This is a genomic window from Streptomyces sp. NPDC096310 (assembly GCF_044763125.1).
Lineage (GTDB): Bacteria > Actinomycetota > Actinomycetes > Streptomycetales > Streptomycetaceae > Streptomyces.
This window is the reverse complement of the sequence record NZ_JBIWFO010000004.1, coordinates 32,699-58,257: the sequence shown is the minus strand read 5'-3', so window position 1 is coordinate 58,257 and position 25,559 is coordinate 32,699. Positions and strand designations below refer to the sequence as shown.

Annotated in this window: 19 protein-coding genes; 10 read left to right on the top strand and 9 right to left on the bottom strand. The window is 72.2% G+C overall.

All coding sequences use genetic code 11. The features are described 5' to 3' along the window. Window positions 1–404 precede the first annotated feature (404 nt). Window positions 405–3,104 (top strand): alpha-glucan family phosphorylase, encoded by a 2,700-nt coding sequence (glgP, locus tag ACIQ7D_RS11325; protein ID WP_403936201.1) that lies wholly within the window; start codon window positions 405–407, stop codon window positions 3,102–3,104. A 37-nt stretch (window positions 3,105–3,141) separates the two neighbouring features. On the opposite strand, the gene ACIQ7D_RS11320 is transcribed toward glgP, so the two are convergent. From ACIQ7D_RS11320 to ACIQ7D_RS11300, 5 genes are all read right to left on the bottom strand, one after another. Beyond that, a complete protein-coding gene (locus tag ACIQ7D_RS11320; protein ID WP_403936199.1) occupies window positions 3,142–4,101 on the bottom strand; it encodes a threonine/serine dehydratase in 960 nt (319 codons plus the stop codon). Between the two features lie 236 nt (window positions 4,102–4,337). Next, complete coding sequence (locus ACIQ7D_RS11315) at window positions 4,338–6,368, bottom strand: M4 family metallopeptidase (RefSeq protein ID WP_403936197.1); 2,031 nt, start codon at window positions 6,366–6,368, stop codon at window positions 4,338–4,340. A 377-nt stretch (window positions 6,369–6,745) separates the two neighbouring features. Beyond that, entirely contained in the window at window positions 6,746–7,801 is a 1,056-nt protein-coding gene (locus tag ACIQ7D_RS11310) for a bile acid:sodium symporter family protein (RefSeq protein ID WP_403936947.1), read from the bottom strand. 22 nt (window positions 7,802–7,823) lie between these two features. Next, entirely contained in the window at window positions 7,824–8,420 is a 597-nt protein-coding gene (locus ACIQ7D_RS11305) for a hypothetical protein (protein WP_403936195.1), read from the bottom strand. Between the two features lie 18 nt (window positions 8,421–8,438). Continuing rightward, the gene (locus tag ACIQ7D_RS11300; RefSeq protein ID WP_403936193.1) at window positions 8,439–9,314 is read right to left on the bottom strand and encodes an oxaloacetate decarboxylase; all 876 of its coding nucleotides are present in this window, start codon (window positions 9,312–9,314) and stop codon (window positions 8,439–8,441) included. Window positions 9,315–9,979: 665 nt separating this feature from the next. Here ACIQ7D_RS11300 and ACIQ7D_RS11295 point away from each other — a divergent pair. Continuing rightward, window positions 9,980–10,105 carry a hypothetical protein gene (locus ACIQ7D_RS11295; RefSeq protein ID WP_403936191.1) on the top strand — a complete coding sequence of 42 codons (126 nt, stop codon included), beginning with the start codon at window positions 9,980–9,982 and terminating at the stop codon, window positions 10,103–10,105. Window positions 10,106–10,138: 33 nt separating this feature from the next. Here ACIQ7D_RS11295 and ACIQ7D_RS11290 read toward each other — a convergent pair whose 3' ends face one another. From ACIQ7D_RS11290 to ACIQ7D_RS11280, 3 genes are all read right to left on the bottom strand, one after another. Next, window positions 10,139–10,714 (bottom strand): TetR family transcriptional regulator, encoded by a 576-nt coding sequence (locus ACIQ7D_RS11290; RefSeq protein ID WP_403936189.1) that lies wholly within the window; start codon window positions 10,712–10,714, stop codon window positions 10,139–10,141. 70 nt (window positions 10,715–10,784) lie between these two features. Then, window positions 10,785–12,785, bottom strand: a complete 2,001-nt coding sequence (locus ACIQ7D_RS11285) for an ABC transporter ATP-binding protein (protein WP_403936187.1) — start codon at window positions 12,783–12,785, stop codon at window positions 10,785–10,787. After that, a complete protein-coding gene (locus ACIQ7D_RS11280) occupies window positions 12,782–14,653 on the bottom strand; it encodes an ABC transporter ATP-binding protein (RefSeq protein WP_403936186.1) in 1,872 nt (623 codons plus the stop codon). The genes ACIQ7D_RS11285 and ACIQ7D_RS11280 overlap by 4 nt, the downstream gene beginning before the upstream one ends. 152 nt (window positions 14,654–14,805) lie before the next feature. Between ACIQ7D_RS11280 and ACIQ7D_RS11275 the strand changes: the two genes are divergently transcribed. The 4 genes from ACIQ7D_RS11275 to ACIQ7D_RS11260 are packed head-to-tail and all read left to right on the top strand — an operon-like array spanning window position 14,806 to window position 18,621. Further along, entirely contained in the window at window positions 14,806–15,750 is a 945-nt protein-coding gene (locus tag ACIQ7D_RS11275; RefSeq protein ID WP_403936184.1) for an ABC transporter ATP-binding protein, read from the top strand. A gap of 4 nt (window positions 15,751–15,754) precedes the next feature. Continuing rightward, window positions 15,755–16,576, top strand: a complete 822-nt coding sequence (locus ACIQ7D_RS11270) for an ABC transporter permease (protein WP_403936182.1) — start codon at window positions 15,755–15,757, stop codon at window positions 16,574–16,576. Between the two features lie 58 nt (window positions 16,577–16,634). Beyond that, window positions 16,635–17,963, top strand: coding sequence for a sensor histidine kinase (locus ACIQ7D_RS11265; RefSeq protein ID WP_403936180.1), 1,329 nt, complete (start codon window positions 16,635–16,637; stop codon window positions 17,961–17,963). Then, window positions 17,956–18,621: a response regulator gene (locus ACIQ7D_RS11260; protein ID WP_403936178.1), complete on the top strand. Its 666-nt coding sequence runs from the start codon at window positions 17,956–17,958 to the stop codon at window positions 18,619–18,621. Before ACIQ7D_RS11265 ends, ACIQ7D_RS11260 begins: the two co-directional genes overlap by 8 nt. A gap of 30 nt (window positions 18,622–18,651) precedes the next feature. On the opposite strand, the gene glgX is transcribed toward ACIQ7D_RS11260, so the two are convergent. Then, on the bottom strand, window positions 18,652–20,952 hold the full coding sequence (glgX, locus tag ACIQ7D_RS11255) for a glycogen debranching protein GlgX (protein WP_403936176.1): 2,301 nt from the start codon (window positions 20,950–20,952) through the stop codon (window positions 18,652–18,654). A gap of 151 nt (window positions 20,953–21,103) precedes the next feature. On the opposite strand from glgX, the gene ACIQ7D_RS11250 reads away from it, so the two are divergent. The 4 genes from ACIQ7D_RS11250 (at window position 21,104) to ACIQ7D_RS11235 (ending at window position 25,525) form a co-directional block, all read left to right on the top strand. Then, window positions 21,104–22,336, top strand: coding sequence for an Ig-like domain-containing protein (locus tag ACIQ7D_RS11250; RefSeq protein ID WP_403936174.1), 1,233 nt, complete (start codon window positions 21,104–21,106; stop codon window positions 22,334–22,336). 301 nt (window positions 22,337–22,637) lie between these two features. Beyond that, complete coding sequence (locus tag ACIQ7D_RS11245) at window positions 22,638–23,888, top strand: Ig-like domain-containing protein (RefSeq protein ID WP_403936945.1); 1,251 nt, start codon at window positions 22,638–22,640, stop codon at window positions 23,886–23,888. A gap of 90 nt (window positions 23,889–23,978) precedes the next feature. Beyond that, entirely contained in the window at window positions 23,979–24,749 is a 771-nt protein-coding gene (locus ACIQ7D_RS11240; protein WP_403936172.1) for an enoyl-CoA hydratase/isomerase family protein, read from the top strand. Window positions 24,750–25,000: 251 nt separating this feature from the next. Then, on the top strand, window positions 25,001–25,525 hold the full coding sequence (locus tag ACIQ7D_RS11235; protein WP_403936170.1) for an ATP-binding protein: 525 nt from the start codon (window positions 25,001–25,003) through the stop codon (window positions 25,523–25,525). Window positions 25,526–25,559: the final 34 nt, after the last annotated feature.

Genomic DNA, 25,559 nt, shown 5'->3' with positions numbered 1-25,559 from the left:
GACGAGACGCGCTCGTGTGCGGTAGGTACCGCTGGAGCCTTCCCACCGGTTTCGGTGCGGTAATCCAGCGGTGTGTTAACTCCTCCTACTCCGGCCGGGTCGCGCCATGCATGCCGCGAGGGGGTGGGTTTCGGCCGATACGGGCGGTGGCGCGTGTCGCGGCCACGGAACGGTCCGATGTCCGTACGGCGCCTGCGCCACCACATTCCCGATATCACCGACGGAACAACGGGGGAAACCACCGGGGAGGGAGCGAATGGAGTGCATTCACCGTCACGAGTGCGCCGTGGCCCCGCCCGTCGGGGTAGGGCTACCTTCGAGGAGAGGCGGGCGCACCGAGGGTGCGTCCGCCCCGGCTCTTCTGCTGTCCGGCTGTCCGCCCCCCGGTTGCGAAGGTGGAACACGTGAAGGCAATCCGTCGGTTCACCGTCCGCCCCGTCCTGCCCGAACCCCTCCAACCGCTCAGCGACCTCGCCCGTAATCTGCGCTGGTCCTGGCATACCGAGACCCGCGAACTCTTCGAGTCCGTCGACCCCGACGGGTGGCGCGCGGCGGGCGCCGACCCCGTACGGCTGCTGGGCGGAGTCTCCGCGGCGCGCCTCACGGAGCTGGCGGCCGACCCCGCCTTCCTCGACCGGCTCACCGCCGCGGCCGCCGATCTCGACACCTATCTGCGCGGTGCGCGGTGGTACCAGGAGCACAACGGTGACACCGGTGGCGCGGGAGCGGACCGCGGCGCGGAGGGGGGCGCGAGAGGGGGCGCGGAGTTGCCCGCCGCCATTGGCTACTTCTCGCCGGAGTTCGGGGTCACGGCCGCACTGCCGCAGTACTCCGGCGGCCTCGGCATCCTCGCCGGTGACCATCTCAAGGCCGCCAGCGACCTCGGCGTACCGCTCATCGGCGTCGGCCTGCTCTACCGGCACGGCTACTTCCGCCAGTCGCTCTCACGGGACGGCTGGCAGCAGGAGCAGTACCCGGTCCTCGACCCCAACGAGCTGCCGCTGACCCTGCTGCGCGAGCCGGACGGCACCGCGGCCCGGGTCAGCCTCGCCCTGCCGGGCCACCGCACCCTGCGCGCCTGCGTCTGGCAGGCCCAAGTCGGACGCGTACCGCTGCTGCTCCTCGACTCGGACGTCGAGGAGAACGGCCCCGGCGAACGCGATGTCACCGACCGGCTCTACGGCGGCGGCAGCGAACACCGGCTCCTCCAGGAGATGCTGCTCGGCATCGGCGGCGTCCGCGCGCTGCGTACCTACTGCCGGCTCACCGGCCACCCCGCGCCCGAGGTGTTCCACACCAACGAGGGGCACGCGGGCTTCCTCGGCCTGGAGCGCATCCGCGAACTCGTCAGCACCCCGGCCGAGGCCCTCTCCGGTACGGAGTCCGGTACGGCGATGGGGTTCGAGGCCGCGCTGGAGGCGGTGCGCGCCGGTACCGTCTTCACCACGCACACCCCCGTCCCGGCCGGCATCGACCGCTTCGACCGCGAGCTGGTCGCCCGTCACTTCGGCGACGACGGCGAACTGCCCGGCGTGCCCGTCGAACGGGTCCTCGGACTCGGCATGGAGAGCTACCCCGGCGGCGAGAGCGACCTCTTCAACATGGCGGTCATGGGGCTGCGGCTCGCCCAGCGCGCCAACGGCGTCTCCACCCTGCACGGCGCCGTCAGCCGCAGGATGTTCGCCGGACTCTGGCCGGGCTTCGACCCGGAGGAGGTGCCCATCGTCTCCGTCACCAACGGGGTGCACGCACCGACCTGGACCGCGCCCGAGGTGGCCCGCCTCGGCACCCGGCGGGACGGCGCCGGCCGGCCGGATCCCAGCGGCCTTACCGACTTCGCGGGCACCCCCGCCGCCGAGCTCTGGGACGTACGGCGCGCGCTGCGCGGCCGGCTCGTGACCGAGGTGCGCCGGCGGCTGCACGCCTCCTGGCGGCTGCGCGGCGCCGAGGACGCCGAACTGGGCTGGATCGACGGCGTCCTCGACCCCGACGTCCTGACCATCGGCTTCGCCCGCCGTGTCCCCTCGTACAAGCGCCTCACCCTGATGCTGCGCGACCGGGACCGGCTCACGGAGCTGCTGCTCCATCCCGAGCGGCCGATCCAGATCGTCGTCGCGGGCAAGGCGCACCCGGCGGACGACGGCGGGAAGCGGCTGGTGCGGGAGCTGGTGCGGTTCTCCGACGACCCGCGCGTACGCCACCGCATCGTCTTCCTGCCCGACTACGGCATGGGCATGGCGCAGAAGCTCTACCCCGGCTGCGACGTCTGGCTCAACAACCCGCTCCGCCCGCTGGAGGCGTGCGGCACCAGCGGCATGAAGGCCGCGCTCAACGGCTGTCTCAACCTGTCGGTCCTGGACGGCTGGTGGGACGAGTGGTTCGAGCCCGACTTCGGCTGGGCGATTCCCACCGCCGACACCGGGACCGCCGACGAGAACCGCAGGGACGACCTGGAGGCCGGCGCCCTCTACGAACTCATCGAGGACCGCATCGCACCGCGCTTCTACGACCGGGGCGCCGACGGACTGCCGGACCGCTGGATCGAGATGGTCCGGCGCACCCTGGTCACCCTGGGGCCGAAGGTGCTCGCGGGGCGGATGGTGCGCGAGTACGTGGAGCGGCTCTACGCCCCGGCCGCCCGCGCCCACCGCTCGCTCGACCCCGGCCGGGCCGCCGAACTGGCCGCCTGGAAGTACCGCACGCGCACGCTCTGGCCGTACGTCTCCGTCGACCATGTGGAGGCGGTGGCGGCCACCGGCGCCGGGGGCAGCACGGAGCTGGGCTCCACCCTCACCCTCCGGGTGAGCGTCGGCCTCGGCGAACTCCGGCCCGACGACGTCGAGGTGCAGGCCGTCGCGGGCCGGGTCGGCTCGGACGACGCGCTCGTGGACGCGCGGGCCTTCCCGCTCAAACCGGCGGGCGGCCCCGACCTGGACGGCCGCTGGGTGTACGAGGGCCCGCTCGCCCTGGACCGTACGGGCCCGTACGGCTACACCGTCCGTGTCCTGCCCGCCCACCCGCTGCTCGCCACCAGCGCGGACCTGGGGCTGGTGGCGCTGCCGACGGAGGCGACCGGGGAGGGCGCGGGCGTCCTGCTGCGCTGAGCCGCCGCCGCGCACGCGAGCGACCCGCACGAGAAGGTCAGGAGGCCGGGGCCAGCGAGCGGAGGTCGGTGTTGGCGCCGCACAGCACCACGCACACCCGCTCGCCCCGCGCGGGCCGATAGCCGTAACCCCCGTCCTCCTGTCCGGAGGTGAGGGCGGCCGACGCCGTCGACGCCGCGTGCTCCACCGCGATGCGGTGGTCCTGCCACAGCGCCTCGCGGGCCGCCGTGATCGCGGCGTCCGTGACCAGGACCGAGCGCACCCCCTCCCGCCCGGCGGTGTCCAGGGCCATGGCGGAGGCGCGGGAGGCGCCCAGCGAGTCGGCCGCGACCGAGTCGACCGGGACATCCACCACCCGGCCCGCCTCCAGCGCCGCGTTCAGGGCGCGGCAGTGCTCCGGCTCGACGGCGACGACCCGTACGCCGTGGTGGAGTGCGGCGGTGGCGACGCCCGTGAACAGGCCGCCGCCGCCCACCGACACCACCACCGTGTCCAGTTCGGGGAGCCGCTCGTGGATCTCCTCCATCAGGGTGCCCGCGCCGGCGGCGATCAGCGGATGGTCGTACGCGTGCGAGGACAGGGCGCCCGTCGTGGCGCCGAACTCCTCGCACGCCGCCAGCGCCTCCCCGTAGGTGGTCCCGGCCAGCCGCACATCAGCGCCGTACGACCGGAGGCGGTCCACCTTCACCGGCGGGGCCGTCTCCGGCAGGAAGACCGTCGCCCGTACGCCCTGCTGCCGCGCCGCCCACGCGCAGGCGAGCCCGGCGTTGCCGCCCGAGGCGATGGTCACGCCCGCGTCCGGCAGGGTGCCGCCGGCGCGGTGGGCGCGCAGGAAGTTCTGCGCGCCGCGCGCCTTGAAGCTGCCGGTGTACTGAAGGTGCTCCAGCGCCAGCCAGGTCCGCCCACCGGGGTCCACCGGTGCCAGGGACACGGGGCGTACGTGCCCGCCGACCCGGTCCACGGCCTGCTTGACGTCGTCGTAGGTGATGGTGGTCATGTGCTGCTCCTGCCGACGGGGCGCGAGGGGCCGAGCGGAACGGAGTGGTTCGAGAGGTCCGCCGGCCGATGGCCACCGTGTACCGTACACCGGCTCACCTGCGGCTGCCGGGCAGGCAGGTGGAGCCGCGGCTCGCCGGCGGCGGCGCGGCAGGCATGACCCCGGGCCCGGCGGGAGCGCGTGAAGCCGCCCGGGGCAGGAGCGCCCCGGGCGGCTTCCGGTGGTACGGCGACGGCTCAGAAGGTGAGCTTGAAGCTGTTGAGCCGGCCCGTGTCCTGCGACGCGACATCCTGGACCTTCAGCGTCCAGGTGCCGTTGGCCACCTCGGACGAGGCGTTGACGTAGTACGTCTCGATCACGTTGTCCGCCGAGTCGCCGCTGCTCGACGCCTTCAGCCGGTACGAGGTACCGCTCGGGCCCACCAGGTCGACGACCAGGTCACCGCGCCAGGTGTGCGTGATGTTCACGTCGACCTGGAGGGAGGACGGGGCGTTGCCGGTGACGCCCGAGACGACGAGCGGCGAGGTGATCGCCGCGCCGTTGTCCGGGATGGCGACCGCCGTCGTGGACTCGAAGGCCTGGCCGGTGCCGCCGCCGCCCGGGCGGGGACCGACGGCGATGCCGGCCCACGCGTTCTGCACGGCCGTGTACTCGGCGCTGGTCGTGCCGTACAGCTCACCGGCGACCGCGAGCGTGCCGGTACGGGCCGCCGCGTAGTTCGTCGTGGTGGTGAACTTCGTGGCGAGCGCCTTGAACCAGATCTGCTCGGCCTTCTCCCGGCCGATGCCGGTCACCGGCAGCCCGTCGGAGGTCGGGGAGTCGTACGAGACCCCGTTGATCGTCTTGGCGCCGCTGCCCTCGGAGAGCAGGTAGAAGAAGTGGTTCGCCGGGCCCGAGGAGTAGTGGACGTCGACTCCGCCGATGCCGGAGTACCAGTAGTCCTTGGAGGCGCCGTCCTTGCTCGGCTTGTCCATGTAACGGAGCGGCGTGCCGTTGCCGTTGATGTCGATCTTCTCGCCGACGAGGTAGTCGCCCGGGTCGCTCGCGGTGTTCGAGTAGAACTCGACGGCCGCCGCGAAGATGTCGGAGGTGGCCTCGTTCAGACCGCCGGACTCGCCGCTGTAGACCAGGCCGGCCGTGGCGGCGGTGACGCCGTGGGACATCTCGTGGGCGGCCACGTCGATGGAGGTCAGCGGCTTGGCATTGCCCGAGCCGTCCCCGTACGTCATGCAGAAGCAGGAGTCCTGCCAGAAGGCGTTGACGTAGCCGCTGCTGTAGTGGACGCGGGAGTACGCGCCGACGCCGTCACCCTTGATGCCGGTGCGGCCGTGCACGTTCTTGAAGTAGTCCCAGGTCTCGGCCGCGCCGTAGGCGGCGTCGGCGCCCGCCGTCTCCAGGTTGGCCGGCAGCCCGTTGCCCCAGACGTCGGTGGAGTTGGAGAAGAGCGTCCCGGTGCCCGACGTACCGCGGTTCAGGTTGTACGTACGGTGGTTGCCGCGGCCCCCGTCGGTGAGGTTGTACGTCGAGCCCGACGCGGTGGAGCCGAGGGTGACCTGGCCGCTGTACTGGGAGTTGCCCACACCGTTCCTGACGGCCTGCCACTCGTACAGCTTCTCGCCGGAGGCGGCGTCGGTGACGACGTGCAGCTCGTTCGGGGTGCCGTCGTGCTGGAGGCCGCCGACCACCGTCTCGTAGGCGAGCGTCGGGGAGCCCTGCGCCATCCACACCACCTGGCGCGGCGCGTGCTCGGCCTCGGTCTTCTTCGAACCCTCCGCGGCGGCGGCGCCGAGCGCCTGCTTCTCGGCGGCCGCGGGCGCCACCTCCGCCGTGGTGGCGATCTTCGTGAGCGCGGCCTTGGACGCCTTGCTCACCGAACGCGTCGCGCCCGCCTTGGACGTGGCGACGACCAGGTCACCGCCGAGGACCGGCAGCCCCCGGTAGGTGCGCTCGTACCGGGTGTGCGTGGTCCCGTCGACGTCCTGGACGACATCGCGTACGACCAGCTTCTCCTGGGCGCCGAGGCCGAGTTCCCCGGCGGTCTCCGCCTTGGCCGCGTCGGCGTCGCGCAGCAGCGCGGCGCGCTGGGCGGGGGAGAGCGAGCGCGGCAGCGCCCCGGGGTCGGCCTTGCCTGCGACCGGCGCCGCGGGCGCGCTGTCCGGCTGCGCCACGGCGGTGCCGGCCTGCACGCCGACGGTGAGAAGGGCTGCTGCGGCGATCAGTGCGCCGGTGGCGGTGGCGCGCCGGCGGGGTCTGTGCGTGGGTCTCACGCGAACTCCTTCTGCGAGGGGGGACCGGGCGGCTCGGTGGGACACCCGGACAGTGCACGCGGAGCTGGGCGGGGCTGGGCCGAGCCTGCTGACGCTCGGTCGGGCTCGGTGGTGCGGAGAACGGGGGAAGAGTCGCAGCAGCGACGCGTCTCTGTCAGGAGCGCGTCAAAAAGTTGGCCAAAATTCGTCCGCTGCCCGAAATTGCCTGTTCGTTAAGCGGACGTTTCGCCGATCATCGGGGCGCCGTGGCCAGGCGTTCGTCCGGACATGGCCGTGTGAACAGGACGTCAACCGGACCGGGGCGGTCGCCCGCCCGGGTCCGGTCGCAGTGTGGCGTGTTCCCGATGTGCCGCCGGGGCGCCCGCGGGGCTCCCGGCTCAGACCGCCGTACTCCGCGCGGCCGGCCGGGACAGGGGAACGGACGGCGCGGACTCCGGCAGCTCCGTCCTCCCGGTCGCCTCCACCGGCTCCGGGGCCCGCCGGGCCCAGCGGGACGCGATGACCGCGCACACCATCAACTGCAACTGGTGGTAGAGCATCAACGGCAGGATCACCGGTCCGGCCGCCGCCCCGAACAGCACCGCCGCCATGGGCAGCCCCGTCGCGAGGCTCTTGTTGGAGCCGCAGAAGACGATGGCGATCCGGTCCTCCCGGCCGAAGCCGAGCCGCCGCGCCGCGAACGCCGTCGTCGCGAGCGCCAGCGCCAGCAGGGCGGCCACCACACTCACCAGGCCGGTCAGCCGCGCCGGAGTGATCTGCTGCCAGATGTTCTCGGCCATGCCCCGGCTGAAGGCGGTGTAGACGACGAGCAGGATGGAGCCGCGGTCCAGCAGGGCGAGCCCCTTCTTGTGGCGCCCCACGAACCCTCCGATCCAGCGCCGCAGCGCCTGCCCGGCGAGGAACGGCAGCAGCAACTGGACGGCGATGGCGAGCAGTCGGTCCGCCGAGAAGCCGGCGGTGGAGCCGATCAGCCCTGCGGCGAGCAGCGGCGTGGCGACCATCCCGGCCAGGCTGGAGTACGTACCCGCGCAGATGGCGGCCGGCACATTGCCCCGGGCGGTGGAGGTCAGCGCGATCGAGGACTGGACGGTGGAGGGGACGACACAGAGGAAGAGGAGACCGGTGTGGAGCTGCTCGCTGAGCAGATACGGTACGACGCCGCCCGCGGCCACACCGAGCAGCGGGAAGAGCGCGAACGTGCTGGCGCCCACGACGAGATGGAGCTTCCACCGGCGCAGGCCGTCCAGGGCCTCGCGGGTGGAGAGCCGCGCTCCGTACAGGAAGAAGAGCAGTCCGATGGCGAGATCGGCGGTGCTCCCGACGGCCACGGCGGCGCCACCGGTCGCGGGCAGCAGGGCCGCGAGGACGACCGTACCGAGGAGGGCGGCCACATAGGGGTCGACCGCCTTCCTCAGCCGGCCCGGCCAGGACATCGGCCGGGACTCCTGTGTCACATCAATCACCTTCGCCGTCGTCGCCTTGCCACGGGGGGTGGCCGATCTGCGGGATCCATCCGAGCAGGGAGGGTGCGGGTGCGGCGGCCCGTGCGGGGGCCGGTGCGGGGGGAGGGGACTGGGCCGCCGGGGGAGACGCGGCCTGGTCCGACGCGGTGGCGGGTGCGGGGGGCGGCGCGGCCTGGTCCGACGCGGGCGCCGGAGCGGGTGCGGGTGCCGCTGCCGGTGCGGGTGCCGGAGCCGGAGCCGGGGCCGGGGCTGTGCCGGTGTCCCCGGTCCGTACGTCGATCGCGCCGCCGCCCCCGTCGTGGTCGCTCCCCGCCGTCCCCTTGCTGCTGATCAGTGTGTTGAGCGTGCGGTCGACCTCCAGCCAGGAATCGGCATGGGAGTTGTCGATCACGACGAGCCCGACGTTCCGTCCGGCGACAGGGCCGGACGTCGGTGCCTCGTCGTCGTCGGCCTGGGCGACGGAGCCGCCGCACAGGATGCTCGCGCTCGCGACAGCGACGACGCCCGCAGTGGAGCCGAGCGTCCGGCGGGGTGTACCGGTGGTGCTCCGGTGCCGGCCGGTGCCGGCCCGGAAAAGGTTCGGCGACACGAGTTTCGGCAGCCCCGCTCAGACGGTGACGGGAACCGGTACGGAATTCTGGAGATCGTGATGTCTGCTGATGTTCTTCTCCAGCAGTTCGGTGGCGCCCTTCACTCCGATGGCGCCGGTCTCCCGGGTGTCGGGCAGCCGCCCGTCCTCCATCTTCAGATCGATGAGCGCGCTGTCGATCGCACCGTGCGCGGCGAAAAGACACGGCGTGCTGTAGATGGCGACATCGACGCCGAGTTCCGACAGTTCGGTGAGCGAGAGCCGTGGTGATTTGCCGCCCGCGATCTGGTTGAACAGCAGCGGCTTGTCGCCGACGACGGAACGGATCTTCCGGATCCACTCCACGCTGCGCACCCCGTCGACGAGGACGACGTCCGCGTCGGTCTCCGCGAGCGCCTCGGCCCGCCGTACGATCTCCGCCTCCTCCGTGGCGTCCGTACGGGCCACCACGAGCAGGTCCTCCCGGCTTCGCAGCACCAGGTCCAGTTTGGCCAGGTACTCCTCCAGGGGCAGGATCAGCTTGCCGTCCGCGTGCCCACAGCGCCTGGGCCGCTTCTGGTCCTCCAGGATCACTCCGGACGCCCCGGCGCGCTCCAGCCGCTGCACGACGTGGCAGGCGACCTCGGGGTCCACATAGCCGTCGTCGATGTCCACCAGCATGTGGTGCCTGGGGAAGGCCAGCCGCAGCCGTTCGGCGAAGGCCACCATGTCGGGCCACGCGATGTATCCGATGTCGGGGAGCCCGTAGTGCGAGGCTGCGAACCCGAATCCGGAGACGAAGAAACCGTTGTAGTGCTGGGCCGCGATGGAGGCCGAGTACATGTCGTAAATTCCGATGAGCGGTGTCGTGCGAGGCGATTGGACCGCTTCTCGCAGGGCGTTGCCGTAGCGCATGGTTCTCCTCTGTCCGGAACACGTTCCGGCGATTCATTCCGCGACGGATTCCGGGACGGAATGGGTGGGGATGTCGGGAGAAGATTTGCAGAACCCCAAGTGTTGGTAACGCGACACACCGGAGTCTTTCCCGGTTTGGCAAAATTTCGATATTCATCCTGTCTGGATCCGGTTGGCCCGATCCGGTCGACTGGACCCTGGATTGGGCCCTTGGGCCCATGACGCGACCGTTACCCTCGCCAGAACGGGGGTGGGGCGACGCACGCCACCATGAACGGCCCTCCATTCCGGGGCGGTTTGAGGTCTGACATGTCTTTGGCGGGTACGGGGGCCGGCGCGGAGGCAGGGACAGGGGCCGTACGACGGCCCATGCCCAGGCAACTCGTGACGGTGCGGGTTCTGGCGTATTTCCTCTTGGGCGCGACGCTGTTCGGCGGGCTCGGGGTGCTGCTGAGCGCCCTCACGGCGGATGCGGTCGACGGCCGGGTGATCGGGCTCGTCGCGTACGCGTCCCTGTCCCTCATGCCGTACGCGTGCGATGTGACCCGGGAGCGGATGGCCGAGGCCGAGGCGCGGTGCGCGCGGGCGGGCCTGGACACCACGGACTTCACGGCGCGGTGGACCCGACGTATCTCCGCCTGGATCGCGCAGCAGGTGCTGCGGTGGTGCGGCCTGATGGTCGACGACACCACGGCGCTCACGCCCTGGCCCGGCTGGCCCATGACGCGGAACTGCCGCCCGAGGTACGGGACCTGGCCGCGGCGGCCACCGGGGGCGAGCCCCGGCGCTGAACCCCCGCGGAGGGGAGCGCGGTTCCTGCGGGGTCAGTCCGGCCGGGCGCCCGCGGTGACGGCTTTCAGTTCGGCCAGGGAGTCCCGGATGAGCTCCGAGAGGTCCTGGTGGCCGCTTCCGCCGATCCAGCGTTCGAAGGCGACCTTGAAGACGGCGGTGCCCGCCTCGGCCGTCAGGCTCGCGGCCGGGTCACCGACGCCGCGCCGGCGGAGCGTCTCGGCGAGCGCGGCGGAGAGGGACGCGAGTTTGATCAGCTCGCGTTCCTGGAGTTCGGGGTGGGCGGCGATGACGGCCTGGCGTCGCAGCGAGTGGGGGCGCCGCTCCCGGAAGAGGTCCGCGGTGGCTTCGAGCGCGGTGCCGACCGCGTCGATCGGCGCGGTGGAGTCGGGGATCCGGGTGAGGGCGTCCACGATGAACTGTTCCAGCGCGCGCGAGCCCGCGAACAGGACCTCGCGCTTGTCGGCGTAGTGCCGGAAGAACGTCCGCTCCGTGAGCCCCGCCCGCTTGGCGATCTCCGCCACGGTCGTCTGCTCGAAGCCGCGCTCGCCGTAGAGCTCCAGCGCGGCCTCTTCGATCCGCCCGCGCGCGTTGGGCTCCCATCGGCTCATGCCCCGATCGTACGCGAGGGCAGTGACTGACATCCTGGCGGGCGGTCCACCGGGTCGATCCCCGCCGTGCTCACGCCAGGCTGTCGCGCCACGCGCGGTGGAGACCCGCGAAGCGGCCCGTGCCCGCGATCAGGTCGGCCGGGGCGCCGTCCTCGACGATACGGCCGTGCTCCATCACCAGGACCCGGTCCGCGATCTCGACCGTCGACAGCCGGTGGGCGATGACCACCGCCGTACGGGCGCCCAGCACCGTGTCCATCGCGCGCTGCACCGCCCGCTCGCCCGGGATGTCCAGCGAACTGGTCGCCTCGTCCAGGATCAGCACCGCAGGGTCCGCGAGCAGCGCGCGGGCGAACGCGACCAACTGGCGCTGGCCCGCCGAGATCCGGCCGCCCCGTTTCCGTACGTCCGTGTCGTAGCCGTCCGGCAGGCCGCTGATGAAGTCGTGCGCGCCGATCGCCTTCGCCGCCGCCTCGATCTCCGCGCGGCCGGCGTCCGGGCGGCCGATGGCGATGTTCTCCGCGACCGTACCGGAGAAGAGGAACGCCTCCTGGGTCACCATCACCACCCCGCGCCGCAGCTCCGGCGTGTCCAGCTCGCGCAGGTCCACCCCGTCCAGCAGGATCCGGCCCTCCGTCGGGTCGTAGAACCGGGCCAGCAGCTTCGCCAGGGTTGACTTGCCCGCGCCCGTCGTGCCGACGACCGCGACCGTCTGGCCCGCCGGGATGGTCAGATCGAAGCGGGGCAGCACCTCGCCGCCCGTGCGGTACGCGAAACGCACCCCCTCGAAGACGGCCGCCCGGCCGGGGAATCCGCTCTCCGTCGCGGGCAGCTCCCTCGGCCGCGCCGCCTCGGGCACGGACGGCGTCTGGGCCAGCAGACCCGCGATCTTCTCCATGGAGGCCGCGGCCGACTGGTACGAGTTGAGGAACATCCCGAGCCGGTCGATCGGGTCGTACAGCCGCCGCAGATAGAGCGCCGCCGCCGCGAGCACCCCGAGCGGCAGGGAACCCGCCGCCACCCGGTACGCGCCCCAGAGGACGATCCCGGCGACAGCCGTGTTCGCGACGAGCCGGGAGCCCGTCACATAGCGGGCCATCTCCAGGATCGCGTCGCCGTTGCTCCGCTCATGACGGTGGTTGAGCGCCCGGAAGTCCGCGTCGTTGGCCCGCTCGCGGCGGAACGCCTGCACCGGCCGGATGCCGTTCATCGTCTCCGCGAACTTCACGATGACGGCCGCGATCGCGGTGGAGCGCCGGGAGTAGGCCAGGGCGGCCCGCCGCTGGTAGAGCCGTACCAGCAGATACAGCGGTACGAAGGACGCCACCGCCAGCGCGCCGAGCCCCAGGTCCAGATAGAGCAGCATCGCCGAGATGTAGACGAAGGCCAGCACCACGCCGATGAGTTCCTGAAGGCCCTCGCTCAGCAGCTCGCGCAGCGACTCCACATCCGTCGTCGACCGGGAGATCAGCCGCCCCGACGTGTACCGCTCGTGGAAGTCCACGCTCAGCGCCTGGGCGTGGCGGAAGATCCGGCCGCGCAGATCCAGGAGCACGTCCTGGTTGATCCGGGCGGCGGCCCGGATGAACGCGTACTGGAGGGCGCCCGACCCCACCGAGCAGATCAGATAGCCCGCCCCGACCGCGTACAGCGGCCCGTACTCCCCGTCGCGGAACGCCGGCACGCCCCGGTCGATGGCGTACGCGACGATCAGCGGCCCGGCCTGCATCGCGGCCTGCTGGAGCAGCAGGAGCAGCGCGGCCACCGCCACCCGCGTACGCCGCGGCCGCAGCAAGGACCGCAGCAGTGCGCCGGTGGCGCCCGGGGGCGCGGGCAGCGCGTCCTTCCCGAAGGGGCCGTCCGGGCCTGGGCCGTCGTCCGGGCCGGGACCGTCTTCCGTGACCGCTCCGTCGTCCGGGCCGGGCGGACCGGATACGAGCCGGGCCGGCGACGCCGGTGCCGGCGGCGCCCCGGCCTGATCCTGTGACACGGACCGGACGGCGCCCGCTTCCCACTCCGCCTTCCGCTCCGGCTCCGGGCCGTGCGCGTCCGTCGTGGTCGACGTCGTCATCGGACACTCTCCTCAACGGGCTCCGGCACGGGTTCCGAGGCCCCCGACATCAGCCACGCGTACTCCGTGCTGCTCCGCAGCAGCTCCTGATGTGTCCCCACGGCGGTGATCCGGCCCCCGGAGATCAGCGCCACCCGGTCGGCGAGCAGCACGGTCGACGGCCGGTGCGCCACGACCAGCGCGGTCGTCCCCCGCAGCACGCGCCGCAGCGCCGCCTCCACCCGCGCCTCGGTGTGCACGTCCAGCGCGGAGAGCGGGTCGTCCAGGACCAGGAAGCGCGGCCGGCCGGCCACCGCCCTGGCCAGTGCGAGCCGTTGGCGCTGGCCGCCGGAGAGGCTGTGGCCCTGCTCGCCCACCTCGGTCCGCGCCCCGTGCGGCAGTGCCTCGACGAAGTCGGCCTGTGCCACGTCCAGTGCGCGCGGCAGTGCGTCCTCCCCGGCGTCCGCCGCGCCCATCAGCACGTTCTCCCCGACGGTGGCCGAGAAGAGCGTGGGCTCCTCGAAGGCCACGGACACCAGCTCCCGCAGCCGCCACCTGGGCAGCTCCGTGATGTCCTGCCCGTCCAGGGTGATCCGCCCCGCCGTCGCCTCGTGCAGCCGGGGTACGAGCGCGGTCAGCGTCGTCTTGCCCGACCCCGTGGCGCCGACCAGCGCCATAGTCTCGCCGGATCTGATGTGCAGATCGATCCGGTCCAGGACGGGCACGGAGTCGGCGGCGGCGTCGGGGTAGCGGAACGAGACCCCCTCGAAGCGCAGCCCGCCCCCGGCCCCGCCCGGGTCCGCCGCGAGGACCCCGGCCGCCGACCCCTGCGCCGCCGACTCCTGAGCCTCAGCCTCCTGCGCCTCCGCTTCCTCCTGTACGTCCATCACCTCGAAGTACCGGTCGGTCGCCGTCGCCGACTCCTGGCTCATCGCCAGCAGGAACCCGATCGACTCCACCGGCCAGCGCAGCGCCAGCGCCGTCGACAGGAACGCCACCAGCGTGCCCGCCGAGAGCCCGCCGTCCGCCACCTGGATCGTGCCCAGCACCAGCGCAGCGCCGATGGCCAGCTCGGGAACGGTCATGATCACGGCCCAGATGCCGGCCAGCAGCCGCGCCTTGCCCAGCTCCGTCGCGCGCAGCCGCCGCGCCAGCTCACGGAAGGCCAGCGCCTGGCTGCGGTGGCGGCCGAACCCCTTGATGATCCGGATGCCGAGCACGCTCTCCTCGACCACCGTCGTCAGATCACCGACCTGGTCCTGCGCCTTCCGCGCGACCAGTGAGTACCGCGTCTCGAAGAGCGAACAGACGATCACCAGCGGGACGACGGGGATCAGCAGCACCAGCCCCAGCGACCAGTCCTGGAGCAGCAGAATCACAAAACCGACCAGGATCGTCGTCGCGTTGACCAGCAGGAAGGTCAGCGGGAACGCCAGGAACATCCGGAGCAGCATCAGGTCCGTCGTGCCGCGCGACAGCAACTGGCCCGAGGGCCACCGGTCGTGGAAGGCCACCGGCAGCCGCTGCAGATGGCGGTAGAGATCGGCGCGCATCGCCGCCTCGACCCCCGCCAGCGGCCGGGCCACCAGCCACCGCCGCATCCCGAACAGCAGCGCCTCAGCGACCCCCAGCGCGAGCAGCGCCAGCGCGCCGAGCCAGACGCCGCCGGGGTCCCGGTCCTTCACCGGGCCGTCCACCATCCACTTCAGGACGAGCGGCATCACCAGCCCCAGGCACGAGGCCACTATCGCGACGACCGCCGCCATGGCGAGACGCCTGCGCACCGGTCGTACGTACGGCCACAGCCGCAGCAGCGAACGGACGGAGGAGGACCGCTCCCCGGGGCGTTCCCCGGGCCGGTCCGTGGCGGGTGCGTCTGTCTCGGTCATCAGAGCGAGCCTACGGTCCGCCACTGACAACGCTCATGTGGTTTTCCTGCCACTCTCGTCCGGTCGTACCAGCGCATCAACTGATCGGATGATGGCGAGTCGAGCGCGATGGCCGATGTCGCCCGTCCCCGTCGCACGGAACCCTCGTACGCATGGCGATCATCGAAGTGAACGGCCTGCGTAAGGCGTACGGCGGCCGAACGGTGGTGGACGGCGTCTCCTTCACCGTGGACGAGGGGGAGATCTTCGGGATCCTCGGACCCAACGGCGCCGGCAAGACGACCACCGTCGAATGCGTCGAGGGGCTTCGGGTCCCGGACGCCGGTACGGTGCGGGTCGCCGGGCTCGACCCGGTCACCGACCACGACCGCGTGACCCGGATCCTCGGCGCACAGCTCCAGGAGAGCGAGCTCCAGGCCAAACTGACCGTACGGGAGGCCCTGGAACTGTACGCGGCCTTCTACCCGGAGCCGGCCGACTGGCGGCCCCTGGCCGAACGGCTCGGCCTCACCGGCCGGCTGACGACCCGGTTCGCGAAGCTCTCCGGCGGCCAGAAGCAGCGGCTGTTCATCGCGCTCGCGCTGATCGGCAACCCGCGCGTAGTCGTCCTCGACGAGCTGACCACCGGACTCGACCCGCGTGCCCGCCGCGACACCTGGAGCCTGATCGAGGAGGTACGGGCCTCCGGCGTGACCGTGCTGCTGGTCACCCATTTCATGGAGGAGGCCCAGCGTCTCTGCGACCGTATCGCCGTGATCGACCACGGCCGGATCGCCGCGCTCGACACCCCGTCCGGGCTGATCGGCCGCTCGGCCGCCGCCACCGTCATCTCCTTCACCCCCTCCGCGCCGCTCGACGACACCGAACTGGCCGCGCTGCCGCAGGCGGTCTCCGTCGACACACGGGGCGACCGCGTGGTGATCAACGGGACGGACGACACCGTCAACGCCGTGATCACCCTGCTCGCCCGGCACCGCGTCACCGCGCACCAGCTCCGGGTCACCGAGGCGACCCTGGACGACGCGTTCCTCGACCTCACGCGGACGGCGGACACCACCGCCCCCGCTCCCGCGAGCCCCGCCGGAAAGAAGGCCTGAGCCGATGCCCGCCCCTGCCACCGACCCCGCCGCCCCGCGTCCCGCCGCCCCGCGTCCCGCCGCCCCGGGTCCCGTGCCCCCGTCCCGTTCCGCCCCTGCCGCTGTCGTCAGGGCCGAGGCCCGGCTCTTCCTCCGCGAGCCCGGAAGCCTCTTCTGGGTCGTCCTCTTCCCGACCGTCCTGACGACGATCCTCGGGCTGATCCCCTCCTTCCGCGAGACCTCGGACGAGCTCGGCGGCCGACGCGTCATCGACCTCTACGTGCCTGTCGGCGTTCTGCTCGCCATGATCATGTCCGGGCTCCAGGCCATGCCGCCCGTCCTCACCGGCTACCGCGAACGCGGCATCCTGCGCCGGATGTCGGCGACCCCCGTACGGCCCGCTTCCCTGCTCGGCGCCCAGATCGTGCTGCACGGGGCCGCGGCGCTCTGCTCCGCCGTCCTGGTGATCGTCGTGGGCAGAACCGCCTTCGGTGTCAAGCCGCCGGGCCAGCTCGCCGGTTACGCGCTGGCCCTGGTCCTCGCCACGGTGAGCGCCCTCGCGCTGGGCGCGGTGGTGTCGGCGGTCTCCCGTACGCAGAAGATCGCCGGGGCCGTCGGCTCCGCCGCCTTCTTCCCCGCGATGTTCACGGCGGGGGTCTGGATGCCCGTGCAGACCATGCCGGGCACCCTGCGCCACCTCGTCGAACTCACCCCCTTCGGCGCCGCTTCCCAGGCGCTCGACCAGGCGATGCGCGGCGACTGGCCGGGCTGGGGCCATCTCGGGGTGACGGCGCTGTGGGCCCTCGTGCTGACGGCCGGGGCGGCCCGCTGGTTCCGGTGGGAGTGAACGGCGGGGTGTCCAGGTGAGAGCGGCCACCGCGGCGGCGCGCGGGCACACTGGGGGGATGCCCGGCACCCCGACCACCGCGACGACCCCGACCACCGCGTCCGCGCCCGGGTCCGCGTCCGCGCCCGGGTCCGCGCCTGCGTCCGTGTCCGCGCCTGCGTCCGTCTCCGTGGAGGAGCGCTGGGAGCAGTTCTTCCGCTGGGGCCCGTACGCCACGCTCGCCCTCTCCACCGGCATCTCGGCCCTCGTCGACAGCCACCGCGCGCCCGTCCCCAGCGCCGCGCTGCTGCTCGCGGCCTTCGCGCTCCAACTGTGGTGGCACCGGACCCGTGGCCGGGTGCCCGCGCGGTCCCGGCTGTCCCGGGCGTACTACGTGGCCCGTACGGCCCTCGCGTTCGCGCTCACCTGGCTGCACCCCTTCTACTCGATCTACGCCATCCTCGGCTATTTCGACGTCGACCGGCTGCTGCCCCGGCGGTACGCCCGCACCGGCATGTTCGTCACCGCCGTCACCATGGCGGGCTCGCAGTCGGGCGGGCTGCCCCCGACGTCCCCGCTCCAGGCGTTCGTCCTCGGGGCGCTCTTCCTGCTGCACTGCTCCCTTGTCTTCATCTTCGGCCATCTCGCGACCCGTGAGGCCGAGAGCGTACGGGAGAAGGCCGCCACCATCGCCGAGCTGGAGCGCACCAACGCCCGGCTGGAACAGGCCCTCGCGGAGAACGCCGCCCTCCAGGCCCAGTTGCTCGTCCAGGCCAGGGAAGCCGGTGTCGCCGACGAGCGCCGCCGGCTCGCCGCCGAGATCCACGACACCATCGCGCAGGGCCTGGCCGGGATCATCACCCAGCTCCAGGTGGTCACCGCCACCCCCGACCACGCGCTCGCCCGCCTCCATCTGGAGCGCGCCGCCGACCTCGCCCGGCACAGCCTCGGCCAGGCGCGCAGATCCGTACAGAACCTCGGCCCGGCCGAGCTGGAGCACGACACGCTCCCCAAGGCGCTCAGGAAGACGGTCGCCACCTGGGCCGAACGCTCCGGGCTGCGGGCCGGGTTCACCGTCACGGGTACGGAGGAGCCGCTGCACGACGAGGTCGCGGCGACCCTGCTCCGTATCGCCCAGGAAGCCCTGGCCAACACCGCCCGGCACGCGCAGGCGCGCCGCGTGGGCGTCACGCTCTCCTACATGGGCGACGAGATCAGCCTCGACATACGGGACGACGGCCGCGGCTTCGACGCGCTCACGCCGCCCCCGCGCTCCGGTACGGGTGGCTTCGGCCTGCCCGGGATGCGCACCAGGGCGGAACGCCTCGCGGGCACGGTCACCATCGAGTCGGCGGTGGGGGAGGGGACGGCGGTCTCGGCTCGCGTACCGTTGGTACGCCATGGCTGACAGGACCGGCGGGACCGGTGCACCGGACAGGATCATCACCCTGATCGTCGTCGACGACCATCCGGTCGTACGGGACGGTCTGCGCGGCATGTTCGAGTCCGCGCCCGGCTTCCGGGTGCTCGGCGAGGCCGCGAACGGTGTCGAGGGCGTCGCCCTCGCCCTCCGCCTCGACCCCGACGTCGTCCTGATGGACCTGCGGATGCCGGGCGGCGGAGGCGTCGACGCGATCGCCGAACTCACCCGTGGGGGTGCCCGCGCCAGGGTCCTCGTCCTCACCACGTACGACACGGACTCCGACACGCTCCCCGCGATCGAGGCGGGCGCGACGGGCTACCTGCTCAAGGACGCGCCGCGCGAGGAGCTGTTCACGGCGGTACGGGCCGCCGCCGACGGCCGTACGGTCCTCTCGCCCGCCGTCGCCTCCCGCCTCGTCTCCCACGTGAGGAACCCGGCCGCCGGGGACGAACCCCTGTCGGCCCGCGAGCGCGAGGTACTGGGCTGGGTCGCCAGGGGTACGTCGAACCGCCGGATCGCCGCGGAACTGTTCATCAGTGAGGCGACGGTGAAGACCCATCTCACCCACCTCTACGCCAAGCTGGGCGTGAAGGACCGCGCGGCGGCGGTCGCGGTCGGCTACGACCGGGGCATTCTCGGCTGACGGAGCGCCGGCCCGTAGTCGGCCCTCCGGTCACGCGACCACCCGGAACAGCAGCACCGCCCGCGCCGGGACCCGTACCACCGCGCCCCCCTTGTGCGCCGTGCCCGGCGCCGCCCGCTGGTCCGTCCGCGCGGTGTCCACCACCAGCTCGTACACGCCCGCCCAGGGCGGTCCTGGCAGCGTGAAGTCCACCGGTCGCGCGCCCGCGTGCAGAACCGTCAGGAAGCTGTCGTCGGTGATCTTCTCGCCGCGCTCGTCCCGCCCGGGGATGTCGCGTCCCGAGAGGAAGAGCCCGAGGGCCGACGCCGGGGCGTACCAGTCCGCCTCCGTCATCTCCGCGCCGTACGGGGTGAACCACGCCAGGTCCCGCAGCCCGTCCGGGGCCTGGCGGCGGCCGGAGAAGAAGGCGCGACGGCGCAGCACGGGGTGGGCGCGGCGCAGGGCGAGCAGCCGGACCGTCAGCCGGTGCAGCCCCAGCGGGCCGTTTTCCGTGCCGTCCCCGCCGTCCCCGCCGTCCGTGCCGGCAGCGCTGGTACGGGGCTCCTCGTCGAGCAGCGACCAGTCGACCCAGCTCACCTCGCTGTCCTGGCAGTACGCGTTGTTGTTGCCGCCCTGCGTACGGCCCATCTCGTCGCCCGCGACCAGCATCGGCACGCCCGTCGACACCAGCAGCGTGGTCAGCAGATTCCGGAGCTGGCGCCACCGCAGGGCGTTGACGGCGGGGTCGTCGCTCGCTCCCTCGGCCCCGCAGTTCCAGGAGCGGTTGTCGTCGGTCCCGTCCCGGTTGCCCTCGCCGTTCGCCTCGTTGTGCTTACGCTCGTACGACACCAGGTCGCGCAGCGTGAAGCCGTCGTGCGCGGTGATGAAGTTGACGGAGGCGTACGGCCGCCGGCCGCCCCACGCGTACAGGTCGCTGGAGCCGGAGAGCCGGTAGCCGAGGTCCCGTACGTCGGGCAGGGCGCCGCGCCAGAAGTCCCGTACGGCGTCGCGGTAGCGGTCGTTCCACTCCGTCCACAGCGGCGGGAACGCCCCGACCTGGTAGCCGCCGCTGCCCACGTCCCACGGTTCGGCGATCAGCTTCACCCGGCGCAGCACCGGGTCCTGCGCGATCACCGCGAGGAACGGCGAGAGCATGTCCACGTCGTGCATGGAACGGGCCAGGGCCGCCGCAAGGTCGAAGCGGAAGCCGTCCACGCCCATCTCCGTCACCCAGTAGCGCAGCGAGTCGGTGATGAGCCGCAGCACCTGCGGCTGAACCACATGCAGGGTGTTGCCGCAGCCCGTGTAGTCGGTGTACCGGCGGGCGTCGGCGGGCAGCCGGTAGTAGCCGCGGTTGTCGATGCCGCGCAGGGAGAGCGTGGGGCCGCGCTCGCCGGCCTCCGCCGTGTGGTTGTAGACCACGTCGAGGATGACCTCTATCCCCGCCGCGTGGAGCGTGCGCACCATCTCCTTGAACTCCTCGACCTGCTGGCCGCGCGTGCCGGTGGCCGCGTACCCGGCGTGCGGGGCGAAGTAGCCGATGGAGTTGTAGCCCCAGTAGTTGCGCTGTCCGCGCCGCAGCAGGTGGTCCTCGTGCGCGAACTGGTGGACGGGCAGCAGCTCGACCGCGGTCACCCCCAGACGCCGGAGATGGCCGATCGCCGCCGGGTGCGCGAGGCCCGCGTACGTGCCGCGCAGCTTCTCCGGGATCCCCGGATGGAGCTTGGTGAAGCCCCGTACGTGCAGCTCGTAGATGACGGAGTCGGCCAGGGGCGTCTTGGGCCGCCGGTCGTCCGTCCAGCCGTCGTCGGGCGCGCCGTCGTGGACGACGACCCCCTTGGGGACGAAGGGGGCGGAGTCGCGGTCGTCGCGCACGGTGTCGGCGACCTGCGGCTGCGGCCAGTCCCGTACATGCCCGTAGACCTCCGGGGGCAGCGCGAACTCCCCGTCGACGGCGCGCGCGTACGGGTCGAGCAGCAGCTTCGCCGGGTTCCAGCGGGCCCCCGTCCAGGGATCCCAGCGGCCGTGGACGCGGAATCCGTACCGCTGCCCGGGGTGTACGCCGGGCACGAAGCCGTGCCAGATCTCATGGGTCAGCTCGGTCAGCGGCAGCCGGGTCTCGGTGCCGCGGTCGTCGTACAGACAGACCTCGACCGCCTCGGCGCCGCCCGCCCACAGCGCGAAGTTGGTGCCCGCCACACCGTCGGCGGCCACCCGGTAGCGAGCCCCGAGGGGGGTCGCGGCGCCCGGCCTGACGACGGGCGCGGGAGCGCCGGGCGGCGGTTCCTCCTCCGCGGCATGTCCTGTGGCGTGTTCCTGGTCGACTGTCTCCTGCTCGGCTGCGCTCGCCACTGCCCGGCCTCCCGCGGCTCATGGGCCCCGCTCCCCGGCGCGCACGGCGTCCCGGCCGTGGGCTGCTCCTCGCGGTGGTCCTCCTCCTGTTCTGCCCCCAAGAGGCCCCGCCCTCACGTTTCCCCGGGAGGGGGGTGGTCGTTGGGCGGTCATGAGAAACATGACAAAGCGGGCAGGGGTCCATGGGGCGGCCCTGCTGACGCGGGCGGCACTGATCGCCGCGCTGACCGGGTTGGCAGGTCTGACCGGGTGCGCCGGCGGCCCGGCCGCCCTTCTGGAGAGCAAGGCGGGGACCCCCGCCGACACCATCACCGTCACCCCCGCGGACGGCGCGAAGGGGGTCGGGCGGACGGACCGGATCGCGGTGGGCGTCCCGGACGGCCGGCTCGAACGGGTGAAGGTGACCCAGGTGGAGGATGCCCGGCCGGCCGAACTGCCGGGGCGGCTCTCCGCGGACGGCCGTACCTGGACCCCGAGCGCCGGCGCGGTCGTCGCGCTCGCGGCCAAGTACCGCGTGGACGCGGTCGCCGTGGACGGCGCCGGGCACCGCTCGGCCCGCCACACCACCTTCACCACGGCGGTGCCCGAGGACCGGTTCACCGCCTACTTCTCGCCGGAGAATCGCGCCACCGTCGGCACCGGCATGATCATCTCCGTCGACTTCAACCGGGAGGTCCAGGACCGCGCCGCCGTCCAGCGCGCCATCAGGATCACCTCGGACCCGCCGGTGGAGGTGGCGGGCCACTGGTTCGGCAAGGAGCGGATCGACTTCCGCCCGCGGGAGTACTGGCAGCCGGGCACCGAGGTCACCGTCGAGCTGGCGCTGCGGGACGTCCAGGCGGCGCCCGGGGTGTTCGGCATGCGGCACAAGACCGTCGGCTTCACCGTGGGCCGCTCACAGGTCTCCCTGGTCGACGCGGAGGACCACACCATGGAGGTACGGCGCGACGGCGAGCCGCTGTCGACGCTGCCGGTCACCGCGGGCGACGCCAAGAACCCCACCTACAACGGGAAGATGGTGGTCACGGAGTTGCACGACGTGACCCGTATGAACGGCGGATCGGTCGGGTTCGGAGCCGAGTACGACATCAAGGACGTTCCGCACGCGATCAGGCTGACCACCACGGGCACGTTCCTGCACGGCAACTACTGGGAGACCGCCGACACGTTCGGCTCCGAGAACGTCAGCCACGGGTGCGTGGGACTGCGCGACACCAAGGGCGGCGACCCCGACTCCCCGGCCGGCTGGTTCTTCGAACGGACCCTGGTCGGCGATGTGGTGGAGGTGGTCAACTCCCGTGACCGTACGGTCGCTCCTGACAACGGCCTCGGTGGCTGGAACATGGAGTGGAACAAGTGGAGAGCGGGCTCGGCCGTCCGCTGACCCCGACGGGCCCCGTCGCACCGGACCACACCTTCACCACGCCCCGCCGCGAGCCCCGTCACCCCCTCCGTACGCCCTCCGCCGCCCCTCGCGCGTCCGTCCGCGGCCCCCGTACACCTGCCGGTTCCGCCCCGTACCACCGCCATGACCTGCGCCGTCCCCGCCCGTTGGGACGGAATGGTGACATAAGAGAGATCTATGTCCCGCTCGCCGTGTGATTATCTATCGGCATGCGCGTGCACTCGACGCGCGGGGGTGCGGGCCGTGGCGGGGCCAGGCCGTGCGAGGGGAGACGACCATGGTGAACGAACTGCCGATATCGGCCACATCGACCGCGTCCGGTCGCGGTCGCGGACGCGGGAGTACGGGGCTGCTCGCCCTGCTGCTGGGAGCCCTGCTCCTGGTGGTGACGGCGTGCGGCGGGGGCTCTGGTGCCGGCGACGACGGGAAGAACGGCGGAAAGGGCGCGGCGGAGGTGAAGAACGCCGCCTCCGTCGCGGTGGTGACGATCGAACCCAAGGACGGCGCCAAGGCCGTGGGCACCATGGGGGCGCTCAAGGTCTCCGCGGCCAAGGGCAAGCTGACCACCGTCACCGTCCGGGACGACAAGGGCGACCCGGTCGAGGGGAAGCTCTCGGCCGGCGGCACCGCCTGGGAGCCGCTCCAGCACCTCGCGTCCGGCACCCGCTACAAGGTGCACGCGATCGCCAAGGACGACGACGGGCGCGCGTCCGCGAAGGACACCACGTTCACCACGCTCGTACCGGAGAACACCTTCATCGGCACCTACACGCCCGAGGACGGTGCCACGGTCGGCGTCGGCATGCCGGTCTCGGTCAACTTCACGCGGGGCATCACCGACCCCGAGGCCGTGGAGAAGGCCATCACGGTGACGGCCGAGCCGTCCGTCCCCGTCGAGGGCCACTGGTTCGGCAACGACCGCCTCGACTTCCGCCCCGAGAAGTACTGGGCGCCGGGCACGAAGGTGACCGTGAAGCTGAACCTGGACGGCGTCGAGGGCCGGCCCGGGGTCTACGGCAAGCAGGCCAAGACCGTGTCGTTCACCATCGGCCGCAGCCAGGTCTCGACCGTCGACGCGAGCGCCAAGACCATGAAGGTCGTCCGGGACGGCAAGCTGATCAAGACCATCCCGATCACCGCGGGCGCCCCGTCGACCACCACGTACAACGGTCAGATGGTCATCAGCGAGAAGTACGCGGTGACCCGGATGAACGGCGCCACGGTCGGCTTCGGCGGCGAGTACGACATCAAGGACGTGCCGCACGCGATGCGCCTGTCCACCTCCGGCACCTTCATGCACGGCAACTACTGGGCCTCCGCGGGCACCTTCGGCTCGGCGAACGTCAGCCACGGCTGTGTCGGCCTGCGGGACCTGCGGGGCGGCGGGAACAACGGCACCCCGTCGGCGTGGATGTACAACGCCTCCCTCATCGGCGACGTGGTCATCGTGAAGAACTCGAAGGACAAGCAGATCGCCCCGGACAACGGCCTCAACGGCTGGAACATGTCCTGGTCGGAGTGGACCGCGTAGCTCCCGGCCGCCACGGCCCCGGGCCCGGTCGCGCACCCGTGCGGTGCGCGACCGGGCCCGTTGCCGTGAGCGCCGGTTAACCTCTTCCGCATGGCATTCGTGAATCTTGAGGTCTCCGGCGGCGTCGGTACGATCCGGCTCGACCGCCCGCCGATGAACGCACTCGACGTCTCCCTCCAGGACCGGCTGCGCGAGCTGGCGGTGGAGGCCGGCGCCCGGGACGACGTGCGCTCCGTGATCCTTTACGGCGGCGAGAAGGTCTTCGCGGCCGGCGCCGACATCAAGGAGATGCGGGAGATGGACCACGCGGCGATGGTCGTACGCTCCCGGGCGCTCCAGGAGTCGTTCACGGCCGTCGCCAGGATCCCCAAGCCCGTCGTCGCGGCCGTCACCGGGTACGCGCTGGGCGGCGGCTGCGAGCTGGCGCTCTGCGCGGACTACCGGATCGCGGGGGAGAACGCCAAGCTCGGCCAGCCCGAGATCCTGCTCGGGCTGATCCCGGGCGCGGGCGGCACCCAGCGGCTCGCGCGGCTGATCGGCCCGTCCCGCGCCAAGGACCTGATCTTCACCGGCCGTCAGGTGCGGGCCGACGAGGCGCTGAGGATCGGCCTGGTCGACCGGGTCGTCCCGGCGGCCGAGGTGTACGAACAGGCGCACGCCTGGGCCGCGAAGCTCGCGCAGGGGCCCGCGCTCGCGCTGCGCGCGGCGAAGGAGTCGGTCGACACCGGGCTCGAAACGGACCTGGAGAGCGGACTGGCCGTCGAACGCACCTGGTTCGCGGGCCTGTTCGCCACCGAGGACCGCGAGCGCGGGATGCGCTCCTTCGTGGAGGACGGTCCGGGCAAGGCGAAGTTCCTCTGAGAACCGCCCTGTTGGACATGCGTGGCCGTTACGTCAACCCTGTGCATCCCTTGCGGCGACCTTAAGACAGCCTTAAGGCAGTCTTCGTGATCACATTTGGTGATCTTTCAATCGGTTCTCGTCATCGCAGGTCAGGAGAGGTACACAAGCTCAATTTCTGCCAAGGGCATATGCCGATCACGCCCCCCGGAATGCTTCGTTCCGGGGGTTTCAATACACTGGAACGCCCACGAGGAGGGCGCTGTGCGGCCATGATGGGGGACATGGCGGGCCTGGAAGGTACGGAGCAGCCGCGGCAGCGCGGAAACGCCGCCGCCGAGCGGTGGATACCGTCCGTCGACGACGAACAGGCGCTCAAAGCGCTGGAATTGTTCGGCAACCCGACGGAGGCGGAGGTGCGGTTGCCCTCCCGGCCCGAATCCGCCGCCGCCGCCCGCCGGATCACCCACAGCGTGGTGCTCCGGCAGTGGCAGCTCTCGCCGCAGACCGCCGAGTACGCCGTACTCCTCGTCTCCGAACTCGTCGGCAACGCCGTACGCCACACCGGTGCCCGCGTCTTCGGGTTACGGATGCTGCGCCGCCGCGGCTGGATCAGGATCGAGGTGCGCGACCCCTCGCGCGGACTGCCGTGCCTGATGCCGGTGCGTGACCTGGACATCAGCGGGCGCGGACTCTTCCTGGTCGACCGGCTCTCCGACCGGTGGGGCGTGGACCTGCTGCCGCGCGGCAAGACCACCTGGTTCGAGATGCGCGTGGCGGACCGTCAGGCTCCGTAGCGGCGCGCGGTCCGCCCCGTAACCGCCGGGCAGG

Bases quoted from the DNA above. Each gene is read 5' to 3' on its own strand.
- ACIQ7D_RS11270 (WP_403936182.1), top strand. From the start codon at position 15,755: ATGCCCGCCCCTGCCACCGACCCCGCCGCCCCGCGTCCCGCCGCCCCG.
- ACIQ7D_RS11240 (WP_403936172.1), top strand. From the start codon at position 23,979: ATGGCATTCGTGAATCTTGAGGTCTCCGGCGGCGTCGGTACGATCCGG.
- ACIQ7D_RS11250 (WP_403936174.1), top strand. From the start codon at position 21,104: ATGAGAAACATGACAAAGCGGGCAGGGGTCCATGGGGCGGCCCTGCTG.
- ACIQ7D_RS11300 (WP_403936193.1), bottom strand. From the start codon at position 9,314: ATGCGCTACGGCAACGCCCTGCGAGAAGCGGTCCAATCGCCTCGCACG.
- ACIQ7D_RS11320 (WP_403936199.1), bottom strand. From the start codon at position 4,101: ATGACCACCATCACCTACGACGACGTCAAGCAGGCCGTGGACCGGGTC.
- ACIQ7D_RS11260 (WP_403936178.1), top strand. From the start codon at position 17,956: ATGGCTGACAGGACCGGCGGGACCGGTGCACCGGACAGGATCATCACC.
- ACIQ7D_RS11290 (WP_403936189.1), bottom strand. From the start codon at position 10,714: ATGAGCCGATGGGAGCCCAACGCGCGCGGGCGGATCGAAGAGGCCGCG.
- ACIQ7D_RS11310 (WP_403936947.1), bottom strand. From the start codon at position 7,801: ATGTCCTGGCCGGGCCGGCTGAGGAAGGCGGTCGACCCCTATGTGGCC.
- ACIQ7D_RS11235 (WP_403936170.1), top strand. From the start codon at position 25,001: ATGATGGGGGACATGGCGGGCCTGGAAGGTACGGAGCAGCCGCGGCAG.
- ACIQ7D_RS11265 (WP_403936180.1), top strand. From the start codon at position 16,635: ATGCCCGGCACCCCGACCACCGCGACGACCCCGACCACCGCGTCCGCG.
- ACIQ7D_RS11275 (WP_403936184.1), top strand. From the start codon at position 14,806: ATGGCGATCATCGAAGTGAACGGCCTGCGTAAGGCGTACGGCGGCCGA.
- ACIQ7D_RS11280 (WP_403936186.1), bottom strand. From the start codon at position 14,653: ATGACCGAGACAGACGCACCCGCCACGGACCGGCCCGGGGAACGCCCC.
- ACIQ7D_RS11285 (WP_403936187.1), bottom strand. From the start codon at position 12,785: ATGACGACGTCGACCACGACGGACGCGCACGGCCCGGAGCCGGAGCGG.